The 22,013-nt window shown below is 68.6% G+C and carries 16 protein-coding genes; 12 read left to right on the forward strand and 4 right to left on the reverse strand.

Annotated elements, in window-relative coordinates; all coding sequences use genetic code 11:
- Positions 1 to 10: 10 nt before the first annotated feature.
- From AB4112_RS04825 to AB4112_RS04870, 10 genes are all read left to right on the forward strand, one after another.
- Positions 11 to 1,051, forward strand: coding sequence for a LacI family DNA-binding transcriptional regulator (locus tag AB4112_RS04825; protein ID WP_441717434.1), 1,041 nt, complete (start codon positions 11 to 13; stop codon positions 1,049 to 1,051).
- A 188-nt stretch (positions 1,052 to 1,239) separates the two neighbouring features.
- Positions 1,240 to 2,436 carry a mandelate racemase/muconate lactonizing enzyme family protein gene (locus tag AB4112_RS04830; RefSeq protein WP_441717436.1) on the forward strand — a complete coding sequence of 399 codons (1,197 nt, stop codon included), beginning with the start codon at positions 1,240 to 1,242 and terminating at the stop codon, positions 2,434 to 2,436.
- Between the two features lie 145 nt (positions 2,437 to 2,581).
- A complete protein-coding gene (locus tag AB4112_RS04835; protein WP_441717438.1) occupies positions 2,582 to 4,090 on the forward strand; it encodes an ABC transporter substrate-binding protein in 1,509 nt (502 codons plus the stop codon).
- 76 nt (positions 4,091 to 4,166) lie between these two features.
- Positions 4,167 to 5,129, forward strand: a complete 963-nt coding sequence (locus tag AB4112_RS04840; RefSeq protein ID WP_441717440.1) for a carbohydrate ABC transporter permease — start codon at positions 4,167 to 4,169, stop codon at positions 5,127 to 5,129.
- The gene (locus AB4112_RS04845; RefSeq protein WP_309795870.1) at positions 5,126 to 6,016 is read left to right on the forward strand and encodes a carbohydrate ABC transporter permease; all 891 of its coding nucleotides are present in this window, start codon (positions 5,126 to 5,128) and stop codon (positions 6,014 to 6,016) included. Before AB4112_RS04840 ends, AB4112_RS04845 begins: the two co-directional genes overlap by 4 nt.
- A 15-nt stretch (positions 6,017 to 6,031) precedes the next feature.
- A complete protein-coding gene (locus AB4112_RS04850) occupies positions 6,032 to 7,129 on the forward strand; it encodes an ABC transporter ATP-binding protein (protein ID WP_309795872.1) in 1,098 nt (365 codons plus the stop codon).
- Between the two features lie 61 nt (positions 7,130 to 7,190).
- Entirely contained in the window at positions 7,191 to 8,363 is a 1,173-nt protein-coding gene (locus tag AB4112_RS04855) for a mandelate racemase/muconate lactonizing enzyme family protein (protein ID WP_309795874.1), read from the forward strand.
- A gap of 161 nt (positions 8,364 to 8,524) precedes the next feature.
- Positions 8,525 to 9,274 carry a ribonuclease activity regulator RraA gene (locus AB4112_RS04860; RefSeq protein ID WP_309795876.1) on the forward strand — a complete coding sequence of 250 codons (750 nt, stop codon included), beginning with the start codon at positions 8,525 to 8,527 and terminating at the stop codon, positions 9,272 to 9,274.
- A gap of 193 nt (positions 9,275 to 9,467) precedes the next feature.
- On the forward strand, positions 9,468 to 10,496 hold the full coding sequence (locus tag AB4112_RS04865) for an amino acid ABC transporter substrate-binding protein (protein ID WP_441717444.1): 1,029 nt from the start codon (positions 9,468 to 9,470) through the stop codon (positions 10,494 to 10,496).
- A gap of 291 nt (positions 10,497 to 10,787) precedes the next feature.
- The gene (locus AB4112_RS04870) at positions 10,788 to 13,109 is read left to right on the forward strand and encodes a xanthine dehydrogenase family protein molybdopterin-binding subunit (RefSeq protein WP_441717446.1); all 2,322 of its coding nucleotides are present in this window, start codon (positions 10,788 to 10,790) and stop codon (positions 13,107 to 13,109) included.
- A gap of 45 nt (positions 13,110 to 13,154) precedes the next feature.
- Here the strand turns inward: AB4112_RS04870 and AB4112_RS04875 are convergent, their stop codons facing one another.
- Positions 13,155 to 14,417 carry an efflux RND transporter periplasmic adaptor subunit gene (locus tag AB4112_RS04875; RefSeq protein ID WP_441717448.1) on the reverse strand — a complete coding sequence of 421 codons (1,263 nt, stop codon included), beginning with the start codon at positions 14,415 to 14,417 and terminating at the stop codon, positions 13,155 to 13,157.
- A 5-nt stretch (positions 14,418 to 14,422) separates the two neighbouring features.
- Positions 14,423 to 17,599: an efflux RND transporter permease subunit gene (locus AB4112_RS04880; RefSeq protein ID WP_441717450.1), complete on the reverse strand. Its 3,177-nt coding sequence runs from the start codon at positions 17,597 to 17,599 to the stop codon at positions 14,423 to 14,425.
- Positions 17,600 to 18,032: 433 nt separating this feature from the next.
- Here AB4112_RS04880 and AB4112_RS04885 point away from each other — a divergent pair, with 433 nt between their 5' ends.
- Entirely contained in the window at positions 18,033 to 18,458 is a 426-nt protein-coding gene (locus tag AB4112_RS04885) for a cupin domain-containing protein (protein ID WP_441717452.1), read from the forward strand.
- A gap of 6 nt (positions 18,459 to 18,464) precedes the next feature.
- Here AB4112_RS04885 and AB4112_RS04890 read toward each other — a convergent pair whose 3' ends face one another.
- Positions 18,465 to 19,229 (reverse strand): sugar phosphate isomerase/epimerase family protein, encoded by a 765-nt coding sequence (locus AB4112_RS04890; protein WP_441717454.1) that lies wholly within the window; start codon positions 19,227 to 19,229, stop codon positions 18,465 to 18,467.
- A gap of 27 nt (positions 19,230 to 19,256) precedes the next feature.
- Positions 19,257 to 20,429: a Gfo/Idh/MocA family protein gene (locus tag AB4112_RS04895; RefSeq protein WP_441717456.1), complete on the reverse strand. Its 1,173-nt coding sequence runs from the start codon at positions 20,427 to 20,429 to the stop codon at positions 19,257 to 19,259.
- A 228-nt stretch (positions 20,430 to 20,657) separates the two neighbouring features.
- Between AB4112_RS04895 and AB4112_RS04900 the strand changes: the two genes are divergently transcribed.
- On the forward strand, positions 20,658 to 21,995 hold the full coding sequence (locus tag AB4112_RS04900; protein ID WP_309795891.1) for an ABC transporter substrate-binding protein: 1,338 nt from the start codon (positions 20,658 to 20,660) through the stop codon (positions 21,993 to 21,995).
- Positions 21,996 to 22,013: the final 18 nt, after the last annotated feature.

Genomic DNA, 22,013 nt, shown 5'->3' on the forward strand with positions numbered 1-22,013 from the left:
CAATAGTCGCATGGCGTCAGGTCGCGTCACCATCCAGGACATCGCCGACAAGCTCGGGCTTTCCAAATTCTCGGTGTCCCGGGCGCTGTCGGGGAAGTCGGGCGTGGGCGAGGCGACCCGCAACCGCGTGCTGCGCGCCGCCCATGGCATGGGCTACCGCCGCAACCACGAACTCGGCACGGCCACCGGCCAGATCCTGTTCATCCGGCAGGAGATCGACCCGGTCTCCAGTGAGCTGTGGCACAACATGCTGCACGGCGCCGAGCGCGAGGGAGAGCGGCTGGGCCTGTCGATCGTGCCGCGCCAGGCGCGCCATCTCGCCGATGGCAGCCAGCTCGACAGCGCCGTGGTCGGGCTGATCCTGGCGGTGCCGCGGCCGGCGGAGGTCTCCGGCCTCGCCGCGCGGACCGGGCTGCCGGTGGTCTGCGCCACCTATGTCAACCCGATGGAGCGGATCGACCAGGTGGTCGGCGCCGACTGGGAATCCGGCGTGGCCGTGGCCCGGCTGCTGCTCGGGCTCGGCCACCGTGCCATGGCCTTCGTCCATGGCAGCACCACGCCGCTGGGCCGGGCCGAGCGCTTCCGCGGCTTCCGCGACGGGGCGCTGGAGGCCGAGGGCGTGGCCGTCGACGACATCATCTTCGACGAGGAGGCCGACGGCTTCCGCCAGGCCTTTTTCGCCCATCTCAAGGCCGGCGGCGCGCCCACCGCCCTGTTCTGCGCCCATGACGGCATCGCGGTGAATGTGGTGTCGGAGCTGCTGCGCCTGGGCCTGCGCGTGCCCGAGGACATCTCGGTGGTCGGATTCAACGACTTCGCCGCGGCCTCGCAGGTATCGCCACGCCTGACCACGGTGCGGACGCCGCAGGTCGAGATCGGCGCCGCCATGGTCCGCTGCATCGCCGACCGCCTGGGCGACGCCGAGGCCGCCGCCCGCCCGCCGGTGCGGCTGGCGCTGGTGGCCGAGATCGTGACCCGCGCCTCGACCGGCCCGGCGGCCGGCACGGCCTGGCTGGCCCGGATCCTGAAGCTGGCGAAGAAGGCGACTTAGGCGCCGCTGTTCGTCGGGGCGGCGCCGGCCTTGCCAAAATCGCCGACGGTCCACCTAACAAGTTGCAATGGGATTCTCCTGTGTTAGGCTCGCCCTCGCATCCGAAAAATCGGACATAAAAAAAGACGAGTGAGGAAACACGGGTGGGCGGTGTCGCCCGTCCCCCACCAAGCGGGGCGCCCCAAGGCATGAAGATCGTCGATCTGAAATGCGCCGTCATCGGCAAGAACCCGATCGTGCGCGTCGTCACCGACCAGGGCATCGGCGGCTATGGCGAGGTCGAGTCCTACAAGCCCTATCTGAAACCCCACATCCTGCACTTCCGCGACGCGCTGATCGGCGAGGACCCGACCAATGTCGAGCGGGTGATGCTGCGGATCCGCCAGCGCGGGGCGTTCAAGCCCTGGGGCAGCGCGGTCAGCGCCATCGAGATGGCGCTGTGGGACGTGGCGGGGAAGGCCGCCGGCCTGCCGGTCTACAAGCTGCTCGGCGGCAAGGTCCGCGACCATGTCCGGGTCTACAACGGCTCGATCCGCGTGCCGCTCGGCGGCTACGACCCCGAGCACTACGCCGCGGACGCCCGGCGCCAGCTGGCCTTGCCGCAAGGCTTCACCATGATCAAGCAGGCGATCGGCTTCCACAGCCCGATGAAGCGCGAGGTGCCGGACTTCTATTACGGCTCGCCGCAGAAGAGCGTGTATCACGGCGCGCTCGATTCCGGGCTGATGACCGAACGCGGCATGAAGCACGTCATCGCCTGCGTCGCGGCGATGAAAGAGGTGCTGGGCGACGGCGTCGGCCTGGCGCTGGATTGCGGGCCGGGCTGGACCGTGCCCGACGCCATCCGCTTCGCCCGCGCGGTGGAGGAGTTCAACCTGCTGTGGCTCGAGGATCTGATCACCGGCGACTACGTCCCCTACGTCAACGCCGACGTGTATCGTGAGGTCACCCACGCCACCTCGACCCCGATCCACACCGGGGAGCAGATCTATCTGCGCCAGAACTTCAAGGCGCTGATCGAGGGCCATGCGGTGAACGTGGTCGGGCCCGACCCCTGCGACGTCGGCGGCATCGCCGAGCTGAAATGGATCGCCGAATACGCCAACCTGCACGGCATCCTGATGGCGCCGCACGGCACCGGCAACGGCCTGCTCGGCCTCGCCGCGCTGGTCCAGGTCTCGGCCACGCTGCCGCACAACTTCATCGCCTTCGAATATCCCAGCGGCGACCCGGCCTGGTGGTACGACATCGTCGACGGCCTGCCCGACCCGATCGTGCAGAAGGGGATGATCGAGGTCTGGGACCGCCCCGGCATGGGGGTCGACATCAACCCGGAACGGGCCCGGCGCTACCTGCTGCCGGAAGACGCCGCGTTCTTCGACTGAGGCGCGGATCGCCGGTCGCGTCGAGAGCTAACAACATAACAAAGACCGCAATCCGTTGCGGAGACAACTTGACGCAGTTCGCCGGTGGTGCCTAGGCTGAGCTGAAACTCGCAGCGAAAAGCGAGGCCATTTGGGAGGACCGACCATGACCAAGTTTCATGCTGGCGACCTCTTTTCCCATCCGATCGACCGCCGCCGCTTCCTCGGCTACACCGCCGGTGTCTCGGCGCTGGCCGCGGGGCTCGGCGGCCCGCTCGGCGCCTGGGCCCAGGACACCGGCATCGACACGTCGAACTGGACGCCGGAATACATCAACAGCATCGCCGGCACCCTCGAGGTCGACACCGCGGCGGAATGCGCCAAGGTGGTGCCGCTCGACTACAAGGGCCGCCTGACCTACTGGTGGGTCGGGCCGAACGAGGCGTCGCCGCGGATCGACCATGAGATCGACGCCCAGTTCTGGGACGCCTTCGCCAAGACCTACCCGAACATCACGGTCGAGAAGCAGAATCTCGACTACAACCAGATGCTGAACAAGCTGCGCGCCGCGGCCCTTGGCAACGCCGCGCCGATGGCGGCGAAGCTGCCGATCCTGTGGGGCGTCGAATTCGCCGCCAAGGGACAGCTGAGCGAGCTGTCGCCGGAACTGGTCGGCCACCACACCGCCGAATTCTGGCCCGGGGCGATGAAGTCGGTCACCTGGCAGGGCAAGACCTACGGGGTGCCGACCAACAACGAGACCATGGCGCTGATCTGGAACGCCGCGATCTTCAAGGCGGCCGGCCTCGACCCCGAGACGCCGCCGGCGACCTGGGACGACCTCGTCGTCTATTCCAAGCAGATCAAGGACAAGACCGGCAAGAACGGCTACGGGCTGGTGGCCCGCACCAATGCCGGCAACACGCCGTTCCGCTTCATGCCGCAATGCTGGGCCTATGGCGGCGGCGCGCTGGACGAGGCCGAGGCGAACCCCGGCTACAAGGACGTCTACATCAACAACGCCGGCACCAAGGCGGCGCTGCAGGCGTCCTACGACATGTATGTCCGGGACAAGTCGGTGCCGACCTCGGCCCTGACCAACACCCAGACCGAGAACCAGGACCCCTTCATCTCCGGCCAGCTGGCGATGATGATCAGCCATCCGATCGAATACGCGACGATGCTGGATCGGGCGAAGAAGGCGACCGGCGACGACCGGAAGGTCGCCGACGCGGTGGTCGAGAACATGCGCTACGGGCTGATCCCCAAGGGGCCGGCGCGGCGCGCCGTGGTGTTCGGCGGCTCCAACGCCCACATCTTCAAGCCCGACGTGGTCGATGGCGGGCTGGACATGGACGCCGCCCGGGCCTTCGTCGCCTTCGCCACCGGCCCGGAATGGTCGACCAAGGTGGCCTGGGTCGGGTCCAACCCCGGCAACACCCGCGGCTTCCGCACCAAATGGATGAAGCAGCGGCTGGCGGAGATCAAGTTCCTCAACGTCACCACCTCGATGCTGCCCAGCGGCATCCCGTTCCCGGTGATCCCGGAATCGGCCGAGATCATGAACATCATCGTGCCGGACATGATGCAGAACGCCCTGACCGGGAAGATGACCGTGTCCGATGCGGCCGACGACGCCGCCAACAAGGTCAAGGACCTGCTCTCCGGCCTCTAGGCCTTCGCCCGCGAAACGCCCCGGCCGGCATGCGCCGCCGGCCGAGGCCCCTTTCTCACGAAAAGGAGATTCGGGTTTGACCATTGCTGCTGCGCAGGACGGTGCGCCCAAGGCGCGGGCGGTGCCGCGCAAGCGTGCCGGCCTGCTCCGGCGGATCGTCCGCCATCGGGCGGACTACCTCTACATCGCGCCGGCCTTCGCGGTGATGCTGCTGGTCATCGGCTACCCGATCTACGACACGGTCTACCTGTCCTTCTTCAACACGCCGCCCAGCCTGGCGATGTCCGAGAAGGTCTATGTCGGCCTCGACAACTACGAACGCATCCTGACCAGCGCCAGCTTCCGCGAGGTCACGGTCAACACCCTGGTCTGGACGGTGTTCTCGACCTTCTTCGCCTTCGTGCTGGGGTTGGGCGCCGCCCTGGCGCTCAACCGCTCCTTCATCGGCCGCGGCCTGCTGCGCGGCATGCTGCTGATCCCCTACGTCATCAGCGCGGTGGCCGCGTCCTATGTCTGGCGCTGGCTCTACCACAGCGATTTCGGGGTGATCGGGGCGATCTCGGTGGCGCTCGGCATCACCGACAAGCCGATCAACTTCCTCGACAATGTCGACAGCGCGCTGGCGTCGCTGATCGTGGTCAATGTCTGGAAGGAGTTCCCCTTCGCCATGATCATGCTGCTGGCCGGGCTGCAGACCGTGCCGGACGAGCTGCACCGGGCGGCCAGGGTCGACGGCGCCGGCGCCTGGCAGCGTTTCTGGCACATCACCGTGCCCCATCTCAAAGGCGTGACGCTGGTGACCGTGCTGCTGCTGGTGGTGACCAACCTCAACGGCTTCACCATCCCCTGGATCATGACCGGCGGCGGCCCGGCGGGGTCGACCGACATCTGGATCACCCAGATCTACCAGCTGGCCTTCGGCCGCATCCGCTTCGGCATCGCCTCGGCCTATTCGGTGATCCTGTTCGGGGTGATGATGGCGCTCGGCTACTTCTACGTCCGGGCGCTGACCCGGGGCGAGGGGAGGCGGCCGGAATGAGCGCCGTCACCGTGGAGCCACGCCGCCCGCCGCGCCGTCGGCGCCGGCCGGACGGCCCCTGGGGCAAGGTCCGTGTCGTCTATCTCATCCTGCTCGGCATCTTCGCGATGCTGCCGATGGTGTGGATGCTGCTGACCTCGGTGAAGACCCAGTTCGGGGCCCTGCAGTATCCGCCGGAATGGATCCCGTCGAACGTGACGTTCGAGCAGTACGAGCGGCTGCTGTCGCCCGGCAACGAGGTCGGGCAGGAGTTCCTGCACTACCTGCTGAACAGCGTCATGGTCTCGCTGGCGACCACCATCCTCGGCGTCGCCATCGCGGTGCCGGCGGCCTACGCCTTCTCCCGCTTCCGCTTCCCCGGCCGCAAGCTGCTGTTCTACGCCGTGCTGGTGCGCAACATGTTCCCGGCGGTGGTCTTCCTGATGCCGCTGTTCATCATGATGAAATGGATGGGGCTGGTGAACACGGCGGGGTCGCTGATCCTGACCTACCTGACCTTCGGCCTGCCGCTGTCGATCTGGCTGCTCAAGGGCTTCTACGACAACATCCCGGTGCAGCTGGAGCAGGCGGCGCGGATCGACGGCGCCACCCGGTTCCAGGCCTTCTTCTTCGTGGTCATGCCGCTGTCCTCGCCGGGCATCATCGCCACCGCGATCTATTCCTTCGTCCTGGCCTGGAACGAATACGTCTATGCCCTGACCTTCATCAACGACAAGAGCAAGCTGACGCTGCCGGTCGGGCTGGAGCGCTTCTTCACGGAATACGCGACCAACTGGCCGGGGCTGATGGCGGCGTCGTTCATCATGAGCGTGCCGGTCGTGGTTCTTTTCCTGGTCCTGCAGAAATACTTCGTCCGCGCGCTGACGGAAGGCGCGGTCAAGTCCTGACGAGAAGGGGAGTCGATGGCGCAGGTTGTCTTGCGGGACGTGGTCAAGAACTACGGCGACATCTATGCCGTCGACCACGTGTCGCTGACCGTCGAGGATGGCGAGTTCGTGGCCCTGGTCGGCCCGTCCGGCTGCGGCAAGACCACGACGCTGAACCTGGTGGCGGGGCTGATCGAGCTGTCCGACGGCGAGATCTTCATCGGCGACCGCCAGGTCAACGACCTCGACCCCAAGGACCGGGACATCGCCATGGTGTTCCAGAACTACGCGCTGTATCCCAACAAGACGATCTTCAAGAACCTCGCCTTCCCGCTGAAGATGCGGAAGCTGCCGGGCGCGGAGATCGAGAAGAAGGTGCGGGCCGCGGCCAAGCTGCTGGACATCGAGCACCTGCTGGAGCGGCGGCCGCGCGAGCTGTCCGGCGGCCAGCAGCAGCGGGTGGCGCTGGGCCGGGCGTTGGTGCGCGACCCCCGCGTGTTCCTGATGGACGAGCCGCTGTCGAACCTCGACGCCAAGCTGCGCACCCAGATGCGGGCCGAGCTCAAGCGCTTCCACCAGGACCTCAACGCGACCGTCATCTACGTCACCCACGACCAGATGGAGGCCGTGACCATGGCCGACAAGATGGCGGTGATGAGCGGCGGCCTGCTGCAGCAATACGACACGCCGGAGCGGGTGTTCGAGCACCCGGTCAACACCTTCGTCGCCAGCTTCGTCGGCAGCCCGGCCATGAGCCTGGTGCCCGGCCGGGTGGTGGGCGACGGCACCGGCGCCGCGATCGAGGGCCCCGACGGCTGGACCTGCCCGCTGTCCGACGCCAATGCCCGGAAGGCGCAAGCCGCGACCGGCGGCGAGATCGTGCTCGGCGCCCGCCACAGCACCATCAGGCTGCACCGCGAGGCGGCGCCGGGAACGGTGCCCGGCCGGGTCTACACGGTGGAGCCGACCGGCGACATCACCTACGCCCATGTCGATCTCGGCTCGGCAACCGTGGTCGTCAGCGTCACGCCGGACGTCAAGCTGGGGCTCGACCAGCCGGTGTGGCTCGAATTCGACCAGCACAAGCTGCACCTGTTCGACGGCAAGACGGGCATGGCGCTCGCGGACGCCTGACGACAGCCCCCCATCATCGGCCCCGGAACAGGGGCCGGCTCTCGAAGGGAAGGACGGATCCTTGAAGATCACCAATGTGCGGACCGCCGTCATCGCGGGGAATTTTCCCTGGGTGCTGGTGAGGGTGGAGACCGATGCCGGCATCACCGGCCTGGGCGAGGCCTATTGGGGCGCCGGCGTGGCCGAGCTGGTGCACAAGGCCAAGCCGGTGATCATCGGCGAGGACCCGGTCAACATCGGCAAGCTGGTCGAGATCATGATCCGCTGCCTCTCCGGCGAGGGATCGCAGGCGGGCGCCACCGTGACCGCGATTAGCGGCATCGAGATCGCGCTGTGGGACCTGCTGGGCAAGGCGCTGCAGACCCCGATCTCGACCTTCTTCGGCGGCCGGTTCCGCGACAAGATCCGGATCTATGCCGACTGCCACGCCGGCGACACGCCGGAACCGTCGGACTATGCCGCCAAGGCGCGCGAGGTGGTGGCGGACGGGTTCAGCGCCATCAAGTTCGACCTCGACACCCGCAACCCCTACACCATCGACATCTCCGACGACCCCAACCCGCGCCGCCAGTGGTTCGAGCCGTTCAACCGCACCATCGGGTCGCAGGAGATGACCTGGATGGTCGATGTCGTCCGCGCCGTGCGCCAGGCGGTCGGCCCCGAGATCATGGTGGCGATGGACGCGCATTGGAAATTCGGGGTCAACGACGCCATCAAGCTGGCCCAGGCGCTGGAGCCGTTCGACCTGCTGTGGCTGGAGGACCCGGTGCCGCCGGAGAACATCGAGGCGCAGCGCCACGTCACCCATTCGACCCGCACCCCGATCTGCACCGGCGAGAACCTGTACCGCAAGCATGGCTACCGCGAGCTGATCGAGAAGCAGGCGGCGCGGATCATCGCGCCGGACATCCCGAAGATGGGCGGGCTGGCCGAGGCCAAGAAGGTCGCCGACCACGCCGACCTCTATTACATCCCGATCGCGCCGCACAACGTCGCCAGCCCGATCGGCACCGTGGCCGGCGCCCATGTCTGCGCGGCGATGAACAACTTCCTGGTGATGGAATTCCACGCCCATGACGTCGAGTGGTGGAGCGACCTGGTCGATGGCGGCCCGCCGATCGTCGGCGGCTTCATCCACCTCAACGACCGGCCGGGCCACGGCCTGACCCTGAACGAGGATGTCGCGCGGGCGCATCTGCAGCCGGGCACCAAATATTTCGGCGACGAGCCCTAAGGCACGCTGCAGTCCCGCTTTCTTGTCATGCCACGGCTCGACCGTGGCATCCAGGGGCGGCCAGAGCGGCTCTGGGTGGCCCTGGATTGCCCGGTCAAGCCGGGCAATGACAGGTGAGGGGAAGCAGAAGCCGATACAATGATGATCAATCGGGGACAGAGATGATCGAGACCAGTGACATCAAGCGGCCGCCGGCCGAGTGGTCGGCGGCGCTGCGGGCGGTCGGTGCCGCCACGGCCAGCAGCACCCTGGCCCGCATGGGCATCCGCAACACCCATATCTGCGGCCCCACCGCCTGGACCAAGGGCAAGGCGATCGCCGGCCCGGCGCTGACGCTGCAGTTCATGCCGAAGCGTGAGGACCTCTATGGCGAGGACGAATACGCCCAGCCGGAGAAGCAGCTGCACCGCCATGTGCTGTACCACGTCCAGGAAGGCGACATCGTGGTGGTCGACGCACGCGGCGACATGAAGAGCGGCGTGTTCGGCGACATGATGCTGACCTACTTCAAGGGCCGCGGCGGCCTCGGCGTGGTGATCGACGGCTGCATCCGCGACTATCCCAACACCGGCCGCATCGACCTCGGCTTCTGGCTGCGCGGGGTGACGCCGAACTTCCACACCCAGACCGACCTGATGCCGTTCGGCGTCAACATCCCGATCGCCTGCGGCGGCGTGCTGGTGATGCCGGGCGACATCATCGTGGCCGATGACGACGGCGCCGTGGTGGTGCCGGTCGCCCTGGCGCCGGCCGTGATCGAGCAGTCGGCCAAGCACCATGAGTGGGAGGAGTTCTCGCGCGAGCGCCTGTCTCAGGGCGGCGACCTCCGCCGCTACTACCCGCTGTCAGATGCCGCGCGGCCGGAATATGAGGAGTGGCTGAAGACCCACCCGCGGACGCCTCTGGCCTGAGGCGGCTTGGCCGGCCTATCCGTGACGGTACGGCGGAGCTTTTGCGACAGATTCCACCTCCACCGGGTGCCGGGGCGGAAAATCGGGCATGCCGCCGCGCCTGCTTGACAGCGCGGGGGCGGAGGACGCAAGTCGGACCGTTCCGGCGGCGCCCGCGGACGGGGCGGCCGGCATCCCGAAAATGCGAGGCTTCATGCAGTTCCGTACTCTGTTCGCGGCGGCTGTCGCCGCCGTCGCCGCGGCGGGCTTCGCCGCCTCGGCCCATGCCGGCGCCACCCTGGACGCCATCAAGCAGCGCGGCTTCGTCCAGTGCGGCGTGAACACCGGCCTGGCCGGCTTCGCGCTGCCGGACAGCCAGGCGAAATGGACCGGCTTCGACGTCGACACCTGCCGCGCCATCGCCGCCGCGGTGTTCGGCGACGCCGACAAGGTCAAGTTCACGCCGCTGACCTCGGAAACCCGCTTCACCGCCCTGCAGTCCGGCCAGATCGACGTGCTGATCCGCGCCGCGACCTGGACGCTGACCCGCAGCACCAAGCTGGGCCTCGACTTCACCGCCACCTATTTCTACGACGGCCAGGGCTTCCTGGTGCCCAAGGCGCTCGGCATCACCAGCGCCAAGGACCTCAACGGCGCCACCATCTGCATCCTGCCGGGCAGCACCAGCGAGCTGAACCTGACCGACTGGGCGCGGGCCAACAAGATCGACTTCAAGCCGGTGCTGATCGAGAAGCTGGAGGATGCCGAGGCGGCGTTCTTCGCCGGCCGCTGCGACGCCTACACCAGCGACGCCTCGGGCCTGGCCGGCACCCGCGCCGCCAAGGCGCCGAAGCCGGACGACTACGTCATCCTGCCCGAGATCATCTCGAAGGAGCCGCTGTCGATCGCCGTCCGCCAGGGCGACGCGCAATGGGCCAACGTCACCCGCTGGGTGTTCAACGCCCTGGTCCAGGCGGAGGAGAGCGGCGTCACCAGCCAGAACATCGACGGCTTCGCCGACACGCCGGACCCGACGATCCAGCGCCTGCTGGGCAAGACCCCGGGCATGGGCGAGGCCCTGGGCCTGCCCGAGACCTGGGCGCATGACGCGATCAAGCAGGTCGGCAATTACGGCGAGATCTTCGAGCGCAACCTGGGCCAGAAGACGGCGCTGGGCCTGCCGCGCGGCGAGAACGCGCTGTGGACCCAGGGCGGCCTGCAATACGCCATCCCGATCCGCTGACGCCACTGTCCGCTGTCGGGCCCGGCGCATCACGGCCGGGCCCGCCGGAAGGTCGCACCGCCGCTTCGCCGGGCCGCGACAATGTCTGCCTTGCCTGACGGGCGGGGTCGTGGAACGTTGCGCTGTCCGCAATTCACCCGACTGCCGAGACGATTGCGGGCCTCGTGCAGGGGCGTTGCCGCATTGGTGCCGCCGAAGGCCCAGGTCCCGTCTCGGCCAATGGCCATATAAGGCCACCAGACGCCCCCACAGGCATCCAGCCAGCACGGCCCCGCGGCCGAGAGAGACGTGATGACAGGCGAATCGACGATCGGACGTTTCGGCAGCGGCCGCGAAGTGCGGCGGATCGAGGATGCGGGCCTGCTGGCCGGCGCCGGCCGCTTCAGCGACGACATCGCGCTGCCCGGGCAGACCCATCTCGGCTTCCTGCGCTCGCCGCACCCGCATGCGCGCATCGTCTCGATCGACGCCGCCGCGGCGCTGGCGATGCCAGGGGTGATCGCGGTGGTGACCGGGGCCGACCTGGTCGCGGCCGGGGTCAAGCCGCTGCCGCTGGCGCCGATCTTCAAGCGCCCGGACGGGTCGCCCGGGGCGACGCCGCTGCGCCCGGCGCTGGCGGATGGGGTGGTCCGCTTCGTCGGCGAGGCGGTGGTGGCGCTGGTGGCCGAGACTCGCGGCCAGATGAAGGACGCGCTCGAGGCGATCGAGGTCGAGTACGAGGAGTTGCCGGCGGTGACCGGTCTGGCGCCGGCGACCGCCGCCGACGCGCCCCAGGTCTGGCCCGCGGCGACCGGCAATGTCGCCGCCCAGATGCGGCATGGCGATGCCGCGGCGACGGACGCGGCGTTCGCCGCCGCGGCGCATGTGGTGTCGCTGGACATCGTCAACCAGCGGCTGGCGCCGACGCCGATGGAGCCGCGCAGCTCGATCGCCAGCTACGATCCGGAGGCCGACCGGCTGACGCTGCGCCTGTCCAGCCAGATGCCGTCCGGCGCGCGCGACACGCTGTGCGACGCCGTGCTCGGCATCCCCCGGGAGAAGGTGCGCGTCGTGGTCGACGATGTCGGCGGCGGCTTCGGCATGAAGACCGGCCTCTATCCCGAGGACATCATGGTGGCCTATGCCGCCCGCCAGCTGCAGCGGCCGGTGCGGTGGACCGCCGAGCGGATCGAGGAGTTCCTGGCGGCGACCCATGGCCGCGACGTCGAGAGCCGGGCCGAGCTGGCGCTGGACCAGAACGGCAAGGTGGTGGGCTACCGGGTCCGGTCGCTGTGCAATGTCGGGGCCTATGCCGGCACCGCGGGCATCATCATCCAGCTGATGATCGGGCCCTGGGTGTCGACCAGCATCTACGACATCCGCACCATCGACCTCGAATTCACCGCCATCCTGACCAACACCGCCCCGACCGCCGCCTATCGCGGCGCCGGGCGGCCGGAGGCGATCTACCTGATCGAGCGGCTGTTCGACGCCGCGGCGCGCCAGCTGGGCCTTGACCCGGTCGAGATCCGGCGCCGCAACCTGATCCACCCGGACCAGATGCCCTACACCAACGCGATGGGGCAGACCTATGACAGCGGCAAGTTCGGCTCGATCGTCGATCAGGCGGTGACCCTGGCCGACTGGGACGGCTTCGCCGCGCGCGAGGCGGAGTCCCGGGCCCGCGGCAAGCTGCGCGGCCGCGGCCTGGCCTCGTTCCTGGAATGGACCGGCGGCAACGTGTTCGAGGAGCGGGTGACGGTCCAGGTCTCCGGCGACGGCGATATCGAGGTCTATGCCGCGACCATGCCGATGGGGCAGGGGATCGCGACCTCCTACGCCCAGCTGGTGGTCGACGTCTTCGGCGTGCCGCTCGACCGGATCCGCATCGTCATGGGCGACACCGACCGCGGCTCGGGCTTCGGCAGCGCCGGGTCACGGTCGCTGTTCACCGCGGGCTCGGCCATCCAGCATGCCTCGGAGACGGCGGTGAAGACCGGGCGCGAGCTGGCGGGCGACGCGCTGGAAGCCGCGTCGGCCGACATCGAATATGCCGAAGGCGTGTTCCGCATCGCCGGCACCGACCGCGCCATCGGCCTGTTCGAGCTGGCCGACCGCCAGCCCGACCGCCGCATCTTCATCGACGCCACCAGCAAGGTGAACGGGCCCAGCTGGCCGAATGGCTGCCACATCTGCGAGGTCGAGATCGATCCCGAGACCGGCGTCGTCGACATCGTCTCCTACGCCTCGGCCAACGATGTCGGGCGCGTGGTCAACCCGATGATCGTGCGCGGCCAGCTCGACGGCGGCGCGGTCCAGGGCATCGGCCAGGCGCTGGGCGAGCACATGGTCTATGACGAGGAATCGGGCCAGGCGATGACCGCCAGCCTGATGGACTACACCATGCCGCGGGCCGACATCATCCGCGACTTCGTCCATGTGCTCGACCAGTCGACGCCCTGCCTGAACAACCCCCTCGGGGTCAAAGGCGTCGGCGAGCTCGGCACCATCGGCGCCACCCCGGCGGTGGTCAACGCCGTGGCCGACGCCCTGGCCCGCGCCGGCCGTGCCGACCAGGCCAGCCTGATCCAGATGCCGCTGACCCCGGCCAAGGTCTGGCAGGCGCTGCGATAGGCGAGGGCTGCGGACGGCCGGTCCGGCCGTCCGCCAAGCGCTGCCTCAGCTGGTCTTCGCGGTGCCGGCGGCCGGCTGCGCCTGGGCCTGCACCCGCATGCCGTCCACCACATTGACCGGCGGGTTGAGGATGACCTGATCGCCCTCGTTCAGGCCGGCCCGGATGTCGAGCGAGCTGCCATTGTCGGCCAGGACGTCGAGATGGCGCAGCTGGACCGTGCCGTCATGGTCGACGGCGGCCGACAGCCCGTGCTCGTCGAAGATCACCGCCTGCGACGGCAGCACGATCACCGGGCTGGCGCGGGGAATGTCCAGCTTGACGATGCAGTACAGCCCGGCGGTCAGGGCGCCGTCGGCGTTGTCGACATCGACCTCGGCCAGCAGGGTGCGGGTGCCCGGCTGCAGCGCCCCGGCGGTGCGGGCGACGCGGCCGTGGAACACCCGGCCCGGCAGCTGCGGCACCGTCACCGCGGCGTCCTCGCCGTCCTTCAGGGCGAAATAGTCCTCCTGCGGCACGAAGATCTGGATCCGCAGCGTGTTGGTCTGGACGATCGACAGCAGCGAGGTGCCGGTCGAACTGTCCGCCGTGGTCAGGGTGCCGACGTCGAAGTTGCGGCTGGAGACGACGCCGTCGAATGGCGCCACCACCTTCTCGAACCCGGTCAGCTGCTCCAGCCGCGACACGTCGGCCTGCTGCGCCGTGATGCTGGCCTCGGCCGCGGCGACGGCGGCGGTGGAGGCCTGCTGGTTCGAACTGTCGGTGTCGCCTTGCTCCTTGGTGGCCCAGCCCTGCGCCACCAGCTTGGTGGTGCGCTGGTTGGTCACGTCGGCCAGCCTTTCATTGGCCCGGTCCTGCGCCAGCGTGGCGGTCGACTGCGCCAGTTGCGCCTGGGCCTGGGCCAGCTGCTGGTCCAGGTCCGGCGCCGCGATCACCGCCAGGACGTCGCCCGCCTTGACGTGGCTGCCGATGTCGACGTTGCGGGTGGCGACATAGCCGGTGGCGCGGGCGAAGACGGTGGCGCTGGCGAAGGGGCTGGTGGTGCCCGGCAGCTCGTCGACCTTCGGGCCCTGCACCGCGGTCACCGCCACGGTCCGCACCAGCGGCCGGGCGTCGCGCGTCTCGTTGCGGACCGTGGTCGCCTGGGCGTCGAGGGCGTTGCGGTTCCACAGCCCGAACCCGACCGCGGCGCCGATGGCGACCAGGGCGGTCGCGCCCAGGCCGCGTGCGATCCAGCGCCGCCGCGGGGTCGTCCCGGTCTCGGCGACGGCTTCGGTGGTCCCATCGGTCACGGGGACATGCTGGTCCATGGTCATCACTCCGCGGGCGAAGGGTGGGGCAGGGGGGCTTGGCGGCGCGATCCCAGGCCGGCGATCACGGCGTAGAGGAACGGCACGAACAGCAGGGTGGTCAGGGTGCCGGCGCCGACGCCGCCGATCACGGCGCGCGCCAGGGCGGCGTTCTGCTCCTCGCCCGGGCCGCCGATCGCCATCGGCAGCATGCCGACCATCATGGCGCAGGCCGTCATCAGCACCGGCCGCAGCCGGGTGACGCCGGCGGACAGCGCCGCCTCGAACGGGGAATGGCCGGCGCGGCTCTGCTCCCGCGCGAAGGTCACCAGCAGGATCGAGTTCGCCGATGCCACGCCCACCGCCATGATGGCGCCCATCAGCGACGGCACGCTCAGGCTGGTGCCGGTGACGAACAGCGACAGGACGATGCCGCTCATCGCGCCGGGCAGCGCCAGCAGCACCGCCAGCGGATCGCGGAAGCTCTGGTAGTTCACCACCATCAGCAGGTAGACGAAGATGGCGGCGAAGGCGAGGCCGATGCCGAGGTCGCGGAACGCCGACTCCATGCTGCTGACCTGGCCCCGCACCGCGATGGTGTTGCCGGGTTGCAGCGTCTTCTGCGCGTCGTCGACGACCGACTGGACCTGGGCGGCGACGGTGCCCAGGTCGCTGGCGTCGACGCTGGCATAGACGTCGTAGACCGACTGGATATTGCTCTGGTTGTAGACCGACTGCACCGGCACGCGCTGCGGCGCGGCGATGTTGCCCAGCAGGTTGGGCACCACGCCGGCCTCGGTGGTGGTTGAGCCGATCGGAGTGTTGTTGAGGTCGTTCAGGCTGGCGACCTTGTACTCCGGCGTCTGCACCGCGAGGTAGTAGGCGATGCCGTTGACCGGGTCGGTCCAGAAGTTCGGCTCGACCTGGGTCGAGGAGCTCAGGCTGATGTTCACGTCGTTGGCGACGTCGGTCATGTTCAGCCCCAGCTCCTGCGCCCGGGTGCGGTCGACCGTGTAGGCCAGCTCCGGCGCGTTCACCTCCTGCTGCAGATGCACGTCGACCAGGCCGGGGATCAGGGCCAGCTTGTCGCGCAGGGTCTGCGCCATCTTCTGGTTGCCGGCGCGGTCGCGGCCGGTGACCTGGACGTCGACCTGGCTGGGCACCCCGAAGTTCAGCACCTGGGTCACGATGTCGGAGGGCTGGACGTAGAACAGGGTGTCGGGGAACTCGACCGGCAGCTGGCGCCTGAGGTCGCGGACGTAGTCCTCGGTCGGCTTGTGGCCGGGGTTGAGCTGGATCTGGATCACGCCGTCGTTGGGGCCGGTCGTGGTCCCGTCGGTGAAGGCAAGGTTGTAGGAGCGCTGGGGCAGGCCGATGTTGTCGAGCACCAGGCCGAGATCCTGCTGCGGGATCACCTGGCGGATGGCGGCTTCGATCCGGCTGAAATCCTCGGCCCCGGTCTCGATGCGGGTGCGCGGCGGCAGCCGGACATGCAGCTGGATCATCCCGGAATCGACGGGCGGGAAGAAGTCGTGCCCCAGCAGCGTGAACAGCACCCCCGCCCCGGCGAACACCGCCAGGGCGACGCCCAGCGTGGTGGCGCGGCGGCGGATGATGCCGGCCAGCATCCAGCCGTAGAAGTCGCGGAAGCGGTTGAAGCCGCGGTCGAACACCGCATGGGCGCGGCTCAGCGCCGTCGTCTTCCCGGCCTCGCGCCGGCTGTGTTCGCCGCGCAGCAGCAGCCGGATGATGATCGGCGTCAGCGTCCGCGAGAAGCAGTACGACGCGATCATGGCGAACACGACCGCCATGGCCAGCGGCGTGAAGATGTAGCGGATGGCGCCCTGCATGAAGAACACGGCGACGAAGACGCAGCAGATCGCGGCGGTGGAGATCAGCGTCGGCAGGGCGATGCCGGCCGCACCCTCCAGCACCGCGTCGTCGAACGGCCTTCGCTCCTCGAGCATGCGGTAGGTGTTCTCGATGGTGACGGTGCTGTCGTCGACCAGGATGCCGACGGCCAGCGCCATGCCGCCCAGCGTCATGATGTTCAGGGTCTCGCCCAGCGCCGACAGCACCGCGATCGAGGTCAGGATCGACAGTGGGATCGACACCATGACCACGATGGTCGCCCGCCAGGACCCCAGGAAGATCAGGATCATCAGGGCGGTCAGGCCGGCGGCGATGGCGCCTTCCCGCAGCACGCTGTCGATCGAGTTCTGGACGAAGGTCGACTGGTCGAACAGCAGGCCGATCTTCAGCCCCGGCGGTGCCGCGGCCTGGATCGCCGGCAGCGCGGCCTTGACCCGGTTGACGACGTCGAGCGTGGAGGCGTCGCCGTTCTTGATGATGGTCAGCAGCACCGACCGCTGGTCGTTGGAGCGGACGATGTTCGACTGCACCTGCCAGCCATTGTGAACATGCGCGACGTCGCGCAGGAACACGGTGGTGGCGCCATCCTGCCGGACCGGCACGTCGCCGATGGCGTCGACCGTTGGCGCCGTGGCGTTGAGGTGGACGATGAACTGCTGGGTGCCGATCTTGGCGTCGCCCGAGGGCAGGGTCAGCGACTGGGCGTTGACCGCGTCGACCACCTGGGTCGGGGTGATGCCGTAGGCGCGCAGCTTGTCCGGGTCGAGATCGACCATGATCTCGCGGTAGCGGCCGCCCGAGGGCGTCGGCAGGGTGATGCCGGGGATCGGCGCCAGGGCCTGGCGCATCTGGTACAGGCCGTAATCGTAGAGCTGCTGCTCGTTCAGCGTGTCCGAGCTGAGGCTGAGCTGCAGCACCGGCACGCTGGTGGCGTTGAACTGCACCACGATCGGCGGCTGGATGCCGGCCGGCATCAGGGAGCGGGCGGAGTTGGAGGCGGAGACGATCTGGCTGATCGCGAGGTCGATGTTGACGTTCGGCTGGAAGTAGATCTTCTCGACCGCCAGCCCTTCCAGCGTCTGGCTCTCGATGTTGCGGATGTCGCCGACATTGGCGCTGATGTAGAACTCGCTGTAGGTGGTGACCCGCTGCTCCATCTCCTGGGGCGTCAGCCCGGTCAGCTGCCAGATCACCGTCACCACCGGCACATTGATCGACGGCAGCACGTCGCGCGGGGTCACCGCGATGCCGCTGATGCCGAGAAGCAGGGCCAGCAGCGCCACCACATAGAAGGTGTAGGGGTAGCGCAGGGCGAAACGGACGATGCCCAAGATCGGGAATCCTCTTCGGTCGATTCCTGGCGGCACCGCCGCCAGGACGGCGTGGGGAGTCCTTGCAAGCGACATGCGTCGCAAGGCCGGTCGAACGCAAAATCCTGGGTGATGGAGTTTTGTGGGCCTGGCCGTCCCGCGCCCAAGCCCCGGCGGTGCTGGGGCTTGGGCGCGAGCCAACGCTCAGTCCCCCGCCTCGGGGGTTATGCCGGCGTCACGGATGGCGTGACGAGTCTGATATGAGGTGCCGGAATCCGGCCGCCATTGTGATTTTGTCCAAGCTGCCGTGACCGAAATGGCGGCGAATGTTACGCACGTAACAGCTTTTCGTGGCGCTGCAATCGCATCGTAAGAGCGCTTGACGACCATGACGGGTCGTCGAGCGGCGGCGTTTCCGCGGCCGCCGCATCCATCTCGAGCGAGGCGATCTGCGATGGCGGACACCATGGAATTCCCGATCACGCCGACCTGCAGCGTGGTCCGCGCCGGCGCCCGGTTCACCGGCAAGCAGGCCCTGTCCTACACGCCGGGGATCTCAGCCGAGACGGTGGGCGCCACGGGCATCCACCTGCAGCTGGTCACTCTGCCGCCGGGCGGCCGGGCCAAGGCGCACAAGCATGAGGGCCACGAGACCGCCATCCATGTCCTGAGCGGCGAATCCGGCATGTGGTACGGCGAGCGGCTGGAGCAGCAGCTGATGGTGCGGGCCGGCGAGTTCCTGTACATCCCCGCCGGCGTGCCGCACCTGCCCTACAACCCGAGCGTCACGGAGGATTGCGTCGCGGTGATCGCGCGCACCGATCCGAACGAGCAGGAGAGCGTCGTGCTGCTGCCCGAGCTGGATTCCATTCACGCCTGAGTGGCGTCAGTCGCCGACTAGCGCGCGCATCGCCGCGATCGACCGTGAGGCGAAGACCTTCCAGTCGGACGGGTTGTCGTGCTCGGCGACCAGCACGGTGGCGCGGGTCGCCGCGAACAGCGGAACCAGCGCCTTCCAGTCGATGATGCCGTCGCCGGTTGCGGTCCAGCCCTCGTCGACCGCGGTGCCGGGGCGGGCGGTGTCCTTCAGCTGGATCGCGGTGATGCGGTCGGCGTAGCGCTCCAGCTCCTGCGCCGGGTCGGCCCAGCCGCGGGTCACCCAGCCGATGTCGATCTCGAAATCGACATCGGGGCCGGCGGCGCCGAGCAGCAGGTCGATCGGCCGGTTGCCGTCCTGCAGCTTGTGGTACTCGAAGTCGTGATTGTGCCAAGCGACCTTCAGGCCCTCGGCCTTCGCCGCCGCGGCGCCCTTGGCCAGCTGCTCGCCGACCCGGCGCCAGCCATCGGCGGTGATGCTGCGCTCCTCCGGCGTCAGATAGGGCGGAATCAGCGTGTCGGTGCCCATGGTGTGGGCATAGTCGAAGAACCGCTTCGGCTCGTTGACCAGCCCGGCCAGCGGCATGTGGAAGCCGGAGCAGGCGAGGCCGGCGGCATCGATCTGGCGGCGGAACAGGGCGGCGTCGTCGCCATAGGCGGGCAGCCAGGGCTCCACCGCGTCGTAGCCGCACTGGGCCAGCCAGTCGAGCTGGGCCTCCAGCGGCGGGAAGTGCCGGGCGGAGTAGAGCTGGAAGGAGAGGGCATAGCGGGACATCGGGCGTGATCCGGTTGGTGGGTTGGGTCAGGCGTCGGGCGCGAAGGTCTGCGGCGCGTCCGGGGCGATCAGCCGGGCGGCGTCCTCCGCCGTCATCGGCGCCGGGCGGTCGGTGGTGCTGGCGATCTCCACGAAGCGGCCGATCTCGGCGGATTCGATGATCGCCAGCAGCACCTCCAGCACATGGCGTGCGAAGCGGCCGGAGGCGCGGGGCTGGCGGCCGTGCTCCGCCGCGTCGAGCATGTCGGCGACGCCGGCGCCGCGATAGTTGCCGATCCGCGTGCCCTTGACCTCGATCCAGTTGTCCTGGCCGAAGGCGACCCCCTCGCTGCCGAAGCGCTGCACCTCGCCGTCGCCATGCAGCTCGGCGATGCCGGCGAAATAGTTGGGGTCGGGCACCATCAACGACCCCAAAGTGCCGTGCAGTTCGATCGGGTTGCGGTGGCCGTGACCCCAATTGTCGTAGCTGACCGAGAAGTGGATCTGCGCGCCGGAGCGGAACTCCAGCAGCGCCTGGCTGGTGGTCGGCGTGGTCACCGGCACCCGGCTGCCCCGGTTGGGACCATCGGCCGTCACCAGCCGCTCGTCGAAGAAGGTGGTGGCCAGCGCCACCACCCGCCGCACCGGGCCGAGCAGGTTGACCAGGGCCGAGACGTAGTAGGGCCCCATGTCCAGCACCGGGCCGGCGCCGCGCTGATAGTAGGGGTGCGGGTTGGGGTGCCAGCGCTCCATGCCGTGGTTCATGAAATGGGCGCTGCCGCTCTTGATCGTGCCCAGTCGGCCCTCATCGATCAGGCGGCGGGCGGTCTGCTGGGCGCCGCCCAGGAAGGTGTCGGGGGCCGAGGCCAGCATCAGGCCGCTGCTGTCGGCCAGCGCCACCAGCGCGTCGCCATCCGCCAGGGTCAGCGCCAGCGGCTTTTCGGCATAGGCGTGCTTGCCGGCCCGCAGGATCGCGGCGGTGGTGGCGGCATGGCTGGCGGGGTTGGTCAGGTTGATGATCGCATCGATCCCGGGATGCGCGATCAGCGCGTCGGGGGCCAGGGCCTCCAGCCCGTAGCGCGCCGCCTTGGCCGCCGCGGCCTCACCGTTCAGGTCGGCGCAGGCGACCAGCTTCACCGGCGCGAAGACCGCCGACAGCCTTGCATAGGCGTCGAAGATGTTGCCGCAGCCGAGAACGCCGACATTCCACTGTCTTGCCATCATGCCTTCCTGAGAGAGAGCCGCCGGACCCGATGGCGAAGACTAGGCGCGGCTGCAGCCTTCCCACCATACGGATTGTGCCGCGCGAGTCCGGAATACGGGACAAACGCAACGTTCAGTGCCAACCCTGGATTGACAGGGCCGATGCCTTCCGTTGTGCTGATTGATGCAAGAAACAGCCGACTCGCTTCGCGGGATCAGGCTTGGATGCGCGAGGGAGGACACGAAATGTCGGATACGACCGGGATCAAGCCGGGATCTGCCATGGGCCCGACGATCGATCGCCGCCGATTCCTGCAGGGAACCGCGGGCGCGCTGGTGGCGCCGGCGCTGGCGGGGCTGCCCGCCGCGGCACGGGCGCAGGACAAGGTCGAGCTGCTGTTCTGGGCCTGGACCCCCGATACCCAGAGCCAGATCGACCTGTTCCAGAAGAAGCACCCCGGCATCACGGTCAAGCTGGAGAATGTCGGGCAGGGCCCGCCGCACTACGTCAAGCTGCGCAACGCGATCAAGGCCGGCACCGGCCTGCCGGACCTGGCGCAGATGGAGTTCAACTCCATCGCCAGCTTCAAGCAGCTCGGCGTGCTGGCCGATCTGGCCCCCAACGGCGTCGGCGATGTCGGACCCAAATTCATCGACTGGACCTGGAAGTCGGTCACCGACGACGGCAAGATCTACGCCGTGCCCTGGGACAGCGGCCCGATGGGGCTGCTGTACCGCGCCGACGTGTTCGAGACGCACGGCCTGACCGTCCCCGAGACCTGGGACGACTATGCCGAACAGGCGATCAAGCTCAGCACCAAGGCGCCGGGCACCTACATCTGCGATTTCGGCGCGTCGGACGCCGGCTGGGTCTGCGCCGTGCTGTGGCAGGCCGGCTGGCGGCCGTTCCATCTCGACGGCACCAGCATCAAGATCGCGATCAATGACGGCATCGCCAAGAAATGGGCCGATTACTGGCAGAAGCTGATCGACGCCAAGGCGGTCGACGTCAAGCCGATGTGGACGACCGAGTGGTTCGCCAACCTGGACAACGGCACCTACGCCTCCTGGGTCACGGCGGCCTGGGCGCCGGTGCTGATGCAGCAGTCGATGAAGAAGAGCTTCGGCAAGTGGCGTGCCTCGCCGATGCCGCAATGGGAGAAGGGCGGCAAGATCACTTCGAACTGGGGCGGGTCGACCTTCGCCGCCTTCACCACGTCGCAGCACCCGAAGGAGGCGGCGCTGTTCGCCCAGTTCATGGGCAGCGACCCCGAGGCCTCGCGGCTGTGGAACACCAAGCAGTTCCTGTTCCCGGTGCTGAAGGACCTGATCGGCGACAAGGAGCTGATGGGCCATCCCTACGAGTTCTACGGCGGCCAGAAGGTCAACGAGATCTTCGTCGTCGCCGAGAACCAGGTCGACCCGAGCTTCGAGTTCGCGCCGTTCCAGGACTATGTGAACCTGCAGATGCAGGACGAACTGGCCTCCGCCATCGCCGGCAACGGCACGCTGTCGGCCGCCTTCGACCGGCTGCAGGACAGCGTCGTGGCCTATGCCAACGACCAGGGCTTCACCGTCCTCTAGTCGCCTCCGGGCCGGCGG

The organism is Inquilinus sp. 2KB_23 (assembly GCF_052115705.1).
Classification (GTDB): domain Bacteria; phylum Pseudomonadota; class Alphaproteobacteria; order DSM-16000; family Inquilinaceae; genus Inquilinus; species Inquilinus ginsengisoli_A.

Bases quoted from the DNA above. Each gene is read 5' to 3' on its own strand.
- AB4112_RS04825 (WP_441717434.1), top strand. From the start codon at position 11: ATGGCGTCAGGTCGCGTCACCATCCAGGACATCGCCGACAAGCTCGGG.
- AB4112_RS04830 (WP_441717436.1), top strand. From the start codon at position 1,240: ATGAAGATCGTCGATCTGAAATGCGCCGTCATCGGCAAGAACCCGATC.
- AB4112_RS04835 (WP_441717438.1), top strand. From the start codon at position 2,582: ATGACCAAGTTTCATGCTGGCGACCTCTTTTCCCATCCGATCGACCGC.
- AB4112_RS04845 (WP_309795870.1), top strand. From the start codon at position 5,126: ATGAGCGCCGTCACCGTGGAGCCACGCCGCCCGCCGCGCCGTCGGCGC.
- AB4112_RS04850 (WP_309795872.1), top strand. From the start codon at position 6,032: ATGGCGCAGGTTGTCTTGCGGGACGTGGTCAAGAACTACGGCGACATC.
- AB4112_RS04860 (WP_309795876.1), top strand. From the start codon at position 8,525: ATGATCGAGACCAGTGACATCAAGCGGCCGCCGGCCGAGTGGTCGGCG.
- AB4112_RS04865 (WP_441717444.1), top strand. From the start codon at position 9,468: ATGCAGTTCCGTACTCTGTTCGCGGCGGCTGTCGCCGCCGTCGCCGCG.
- AB4112_RS04870 (WP_441717446.1), top strand. From the start codon at position 10,788: ATGACAGGCGAATCGACGATCGGACGTTTCGGCAGCGGCCGCGAAGTG.
- AB4112_RS04875 (WP_441717448.1), bottom strand. From the start codon at position 14,417: ATGGACCAGCATGTCCCCGTGACCGATGGGACCACCGAAGCCGTCGCC.
- AB4112_RS04885 (WP_441717452.1), top strand. From the start codon at position 18,033: ATGGCGGACACCATGGAATTCCCGATCACGCCGACCTGCAGCGTGGTC.
- AB4112_RS04890 (WP_441717454.1), bottom strand. From the start codon at position 19,229: ATGTCCCGCTATGCCCTCTCCTTCCAGCTCTACTCCGCCCGGCACTTC.
- AB4112_RS04895 (WP_441717456.1), bottom strand. From the start codon at position 20,429: ATGGCAAGACAGTGGAATGTCGGCGTTCTCGGCTGCGGCAACATCTTC.
- AB4112_RS04900 (WP_309795891.1), top strand. From the start codon at position 20,658: ATGTCGGATACGACCGGGATCAAGCCGGGATCTGCCATGGGCCCGACG.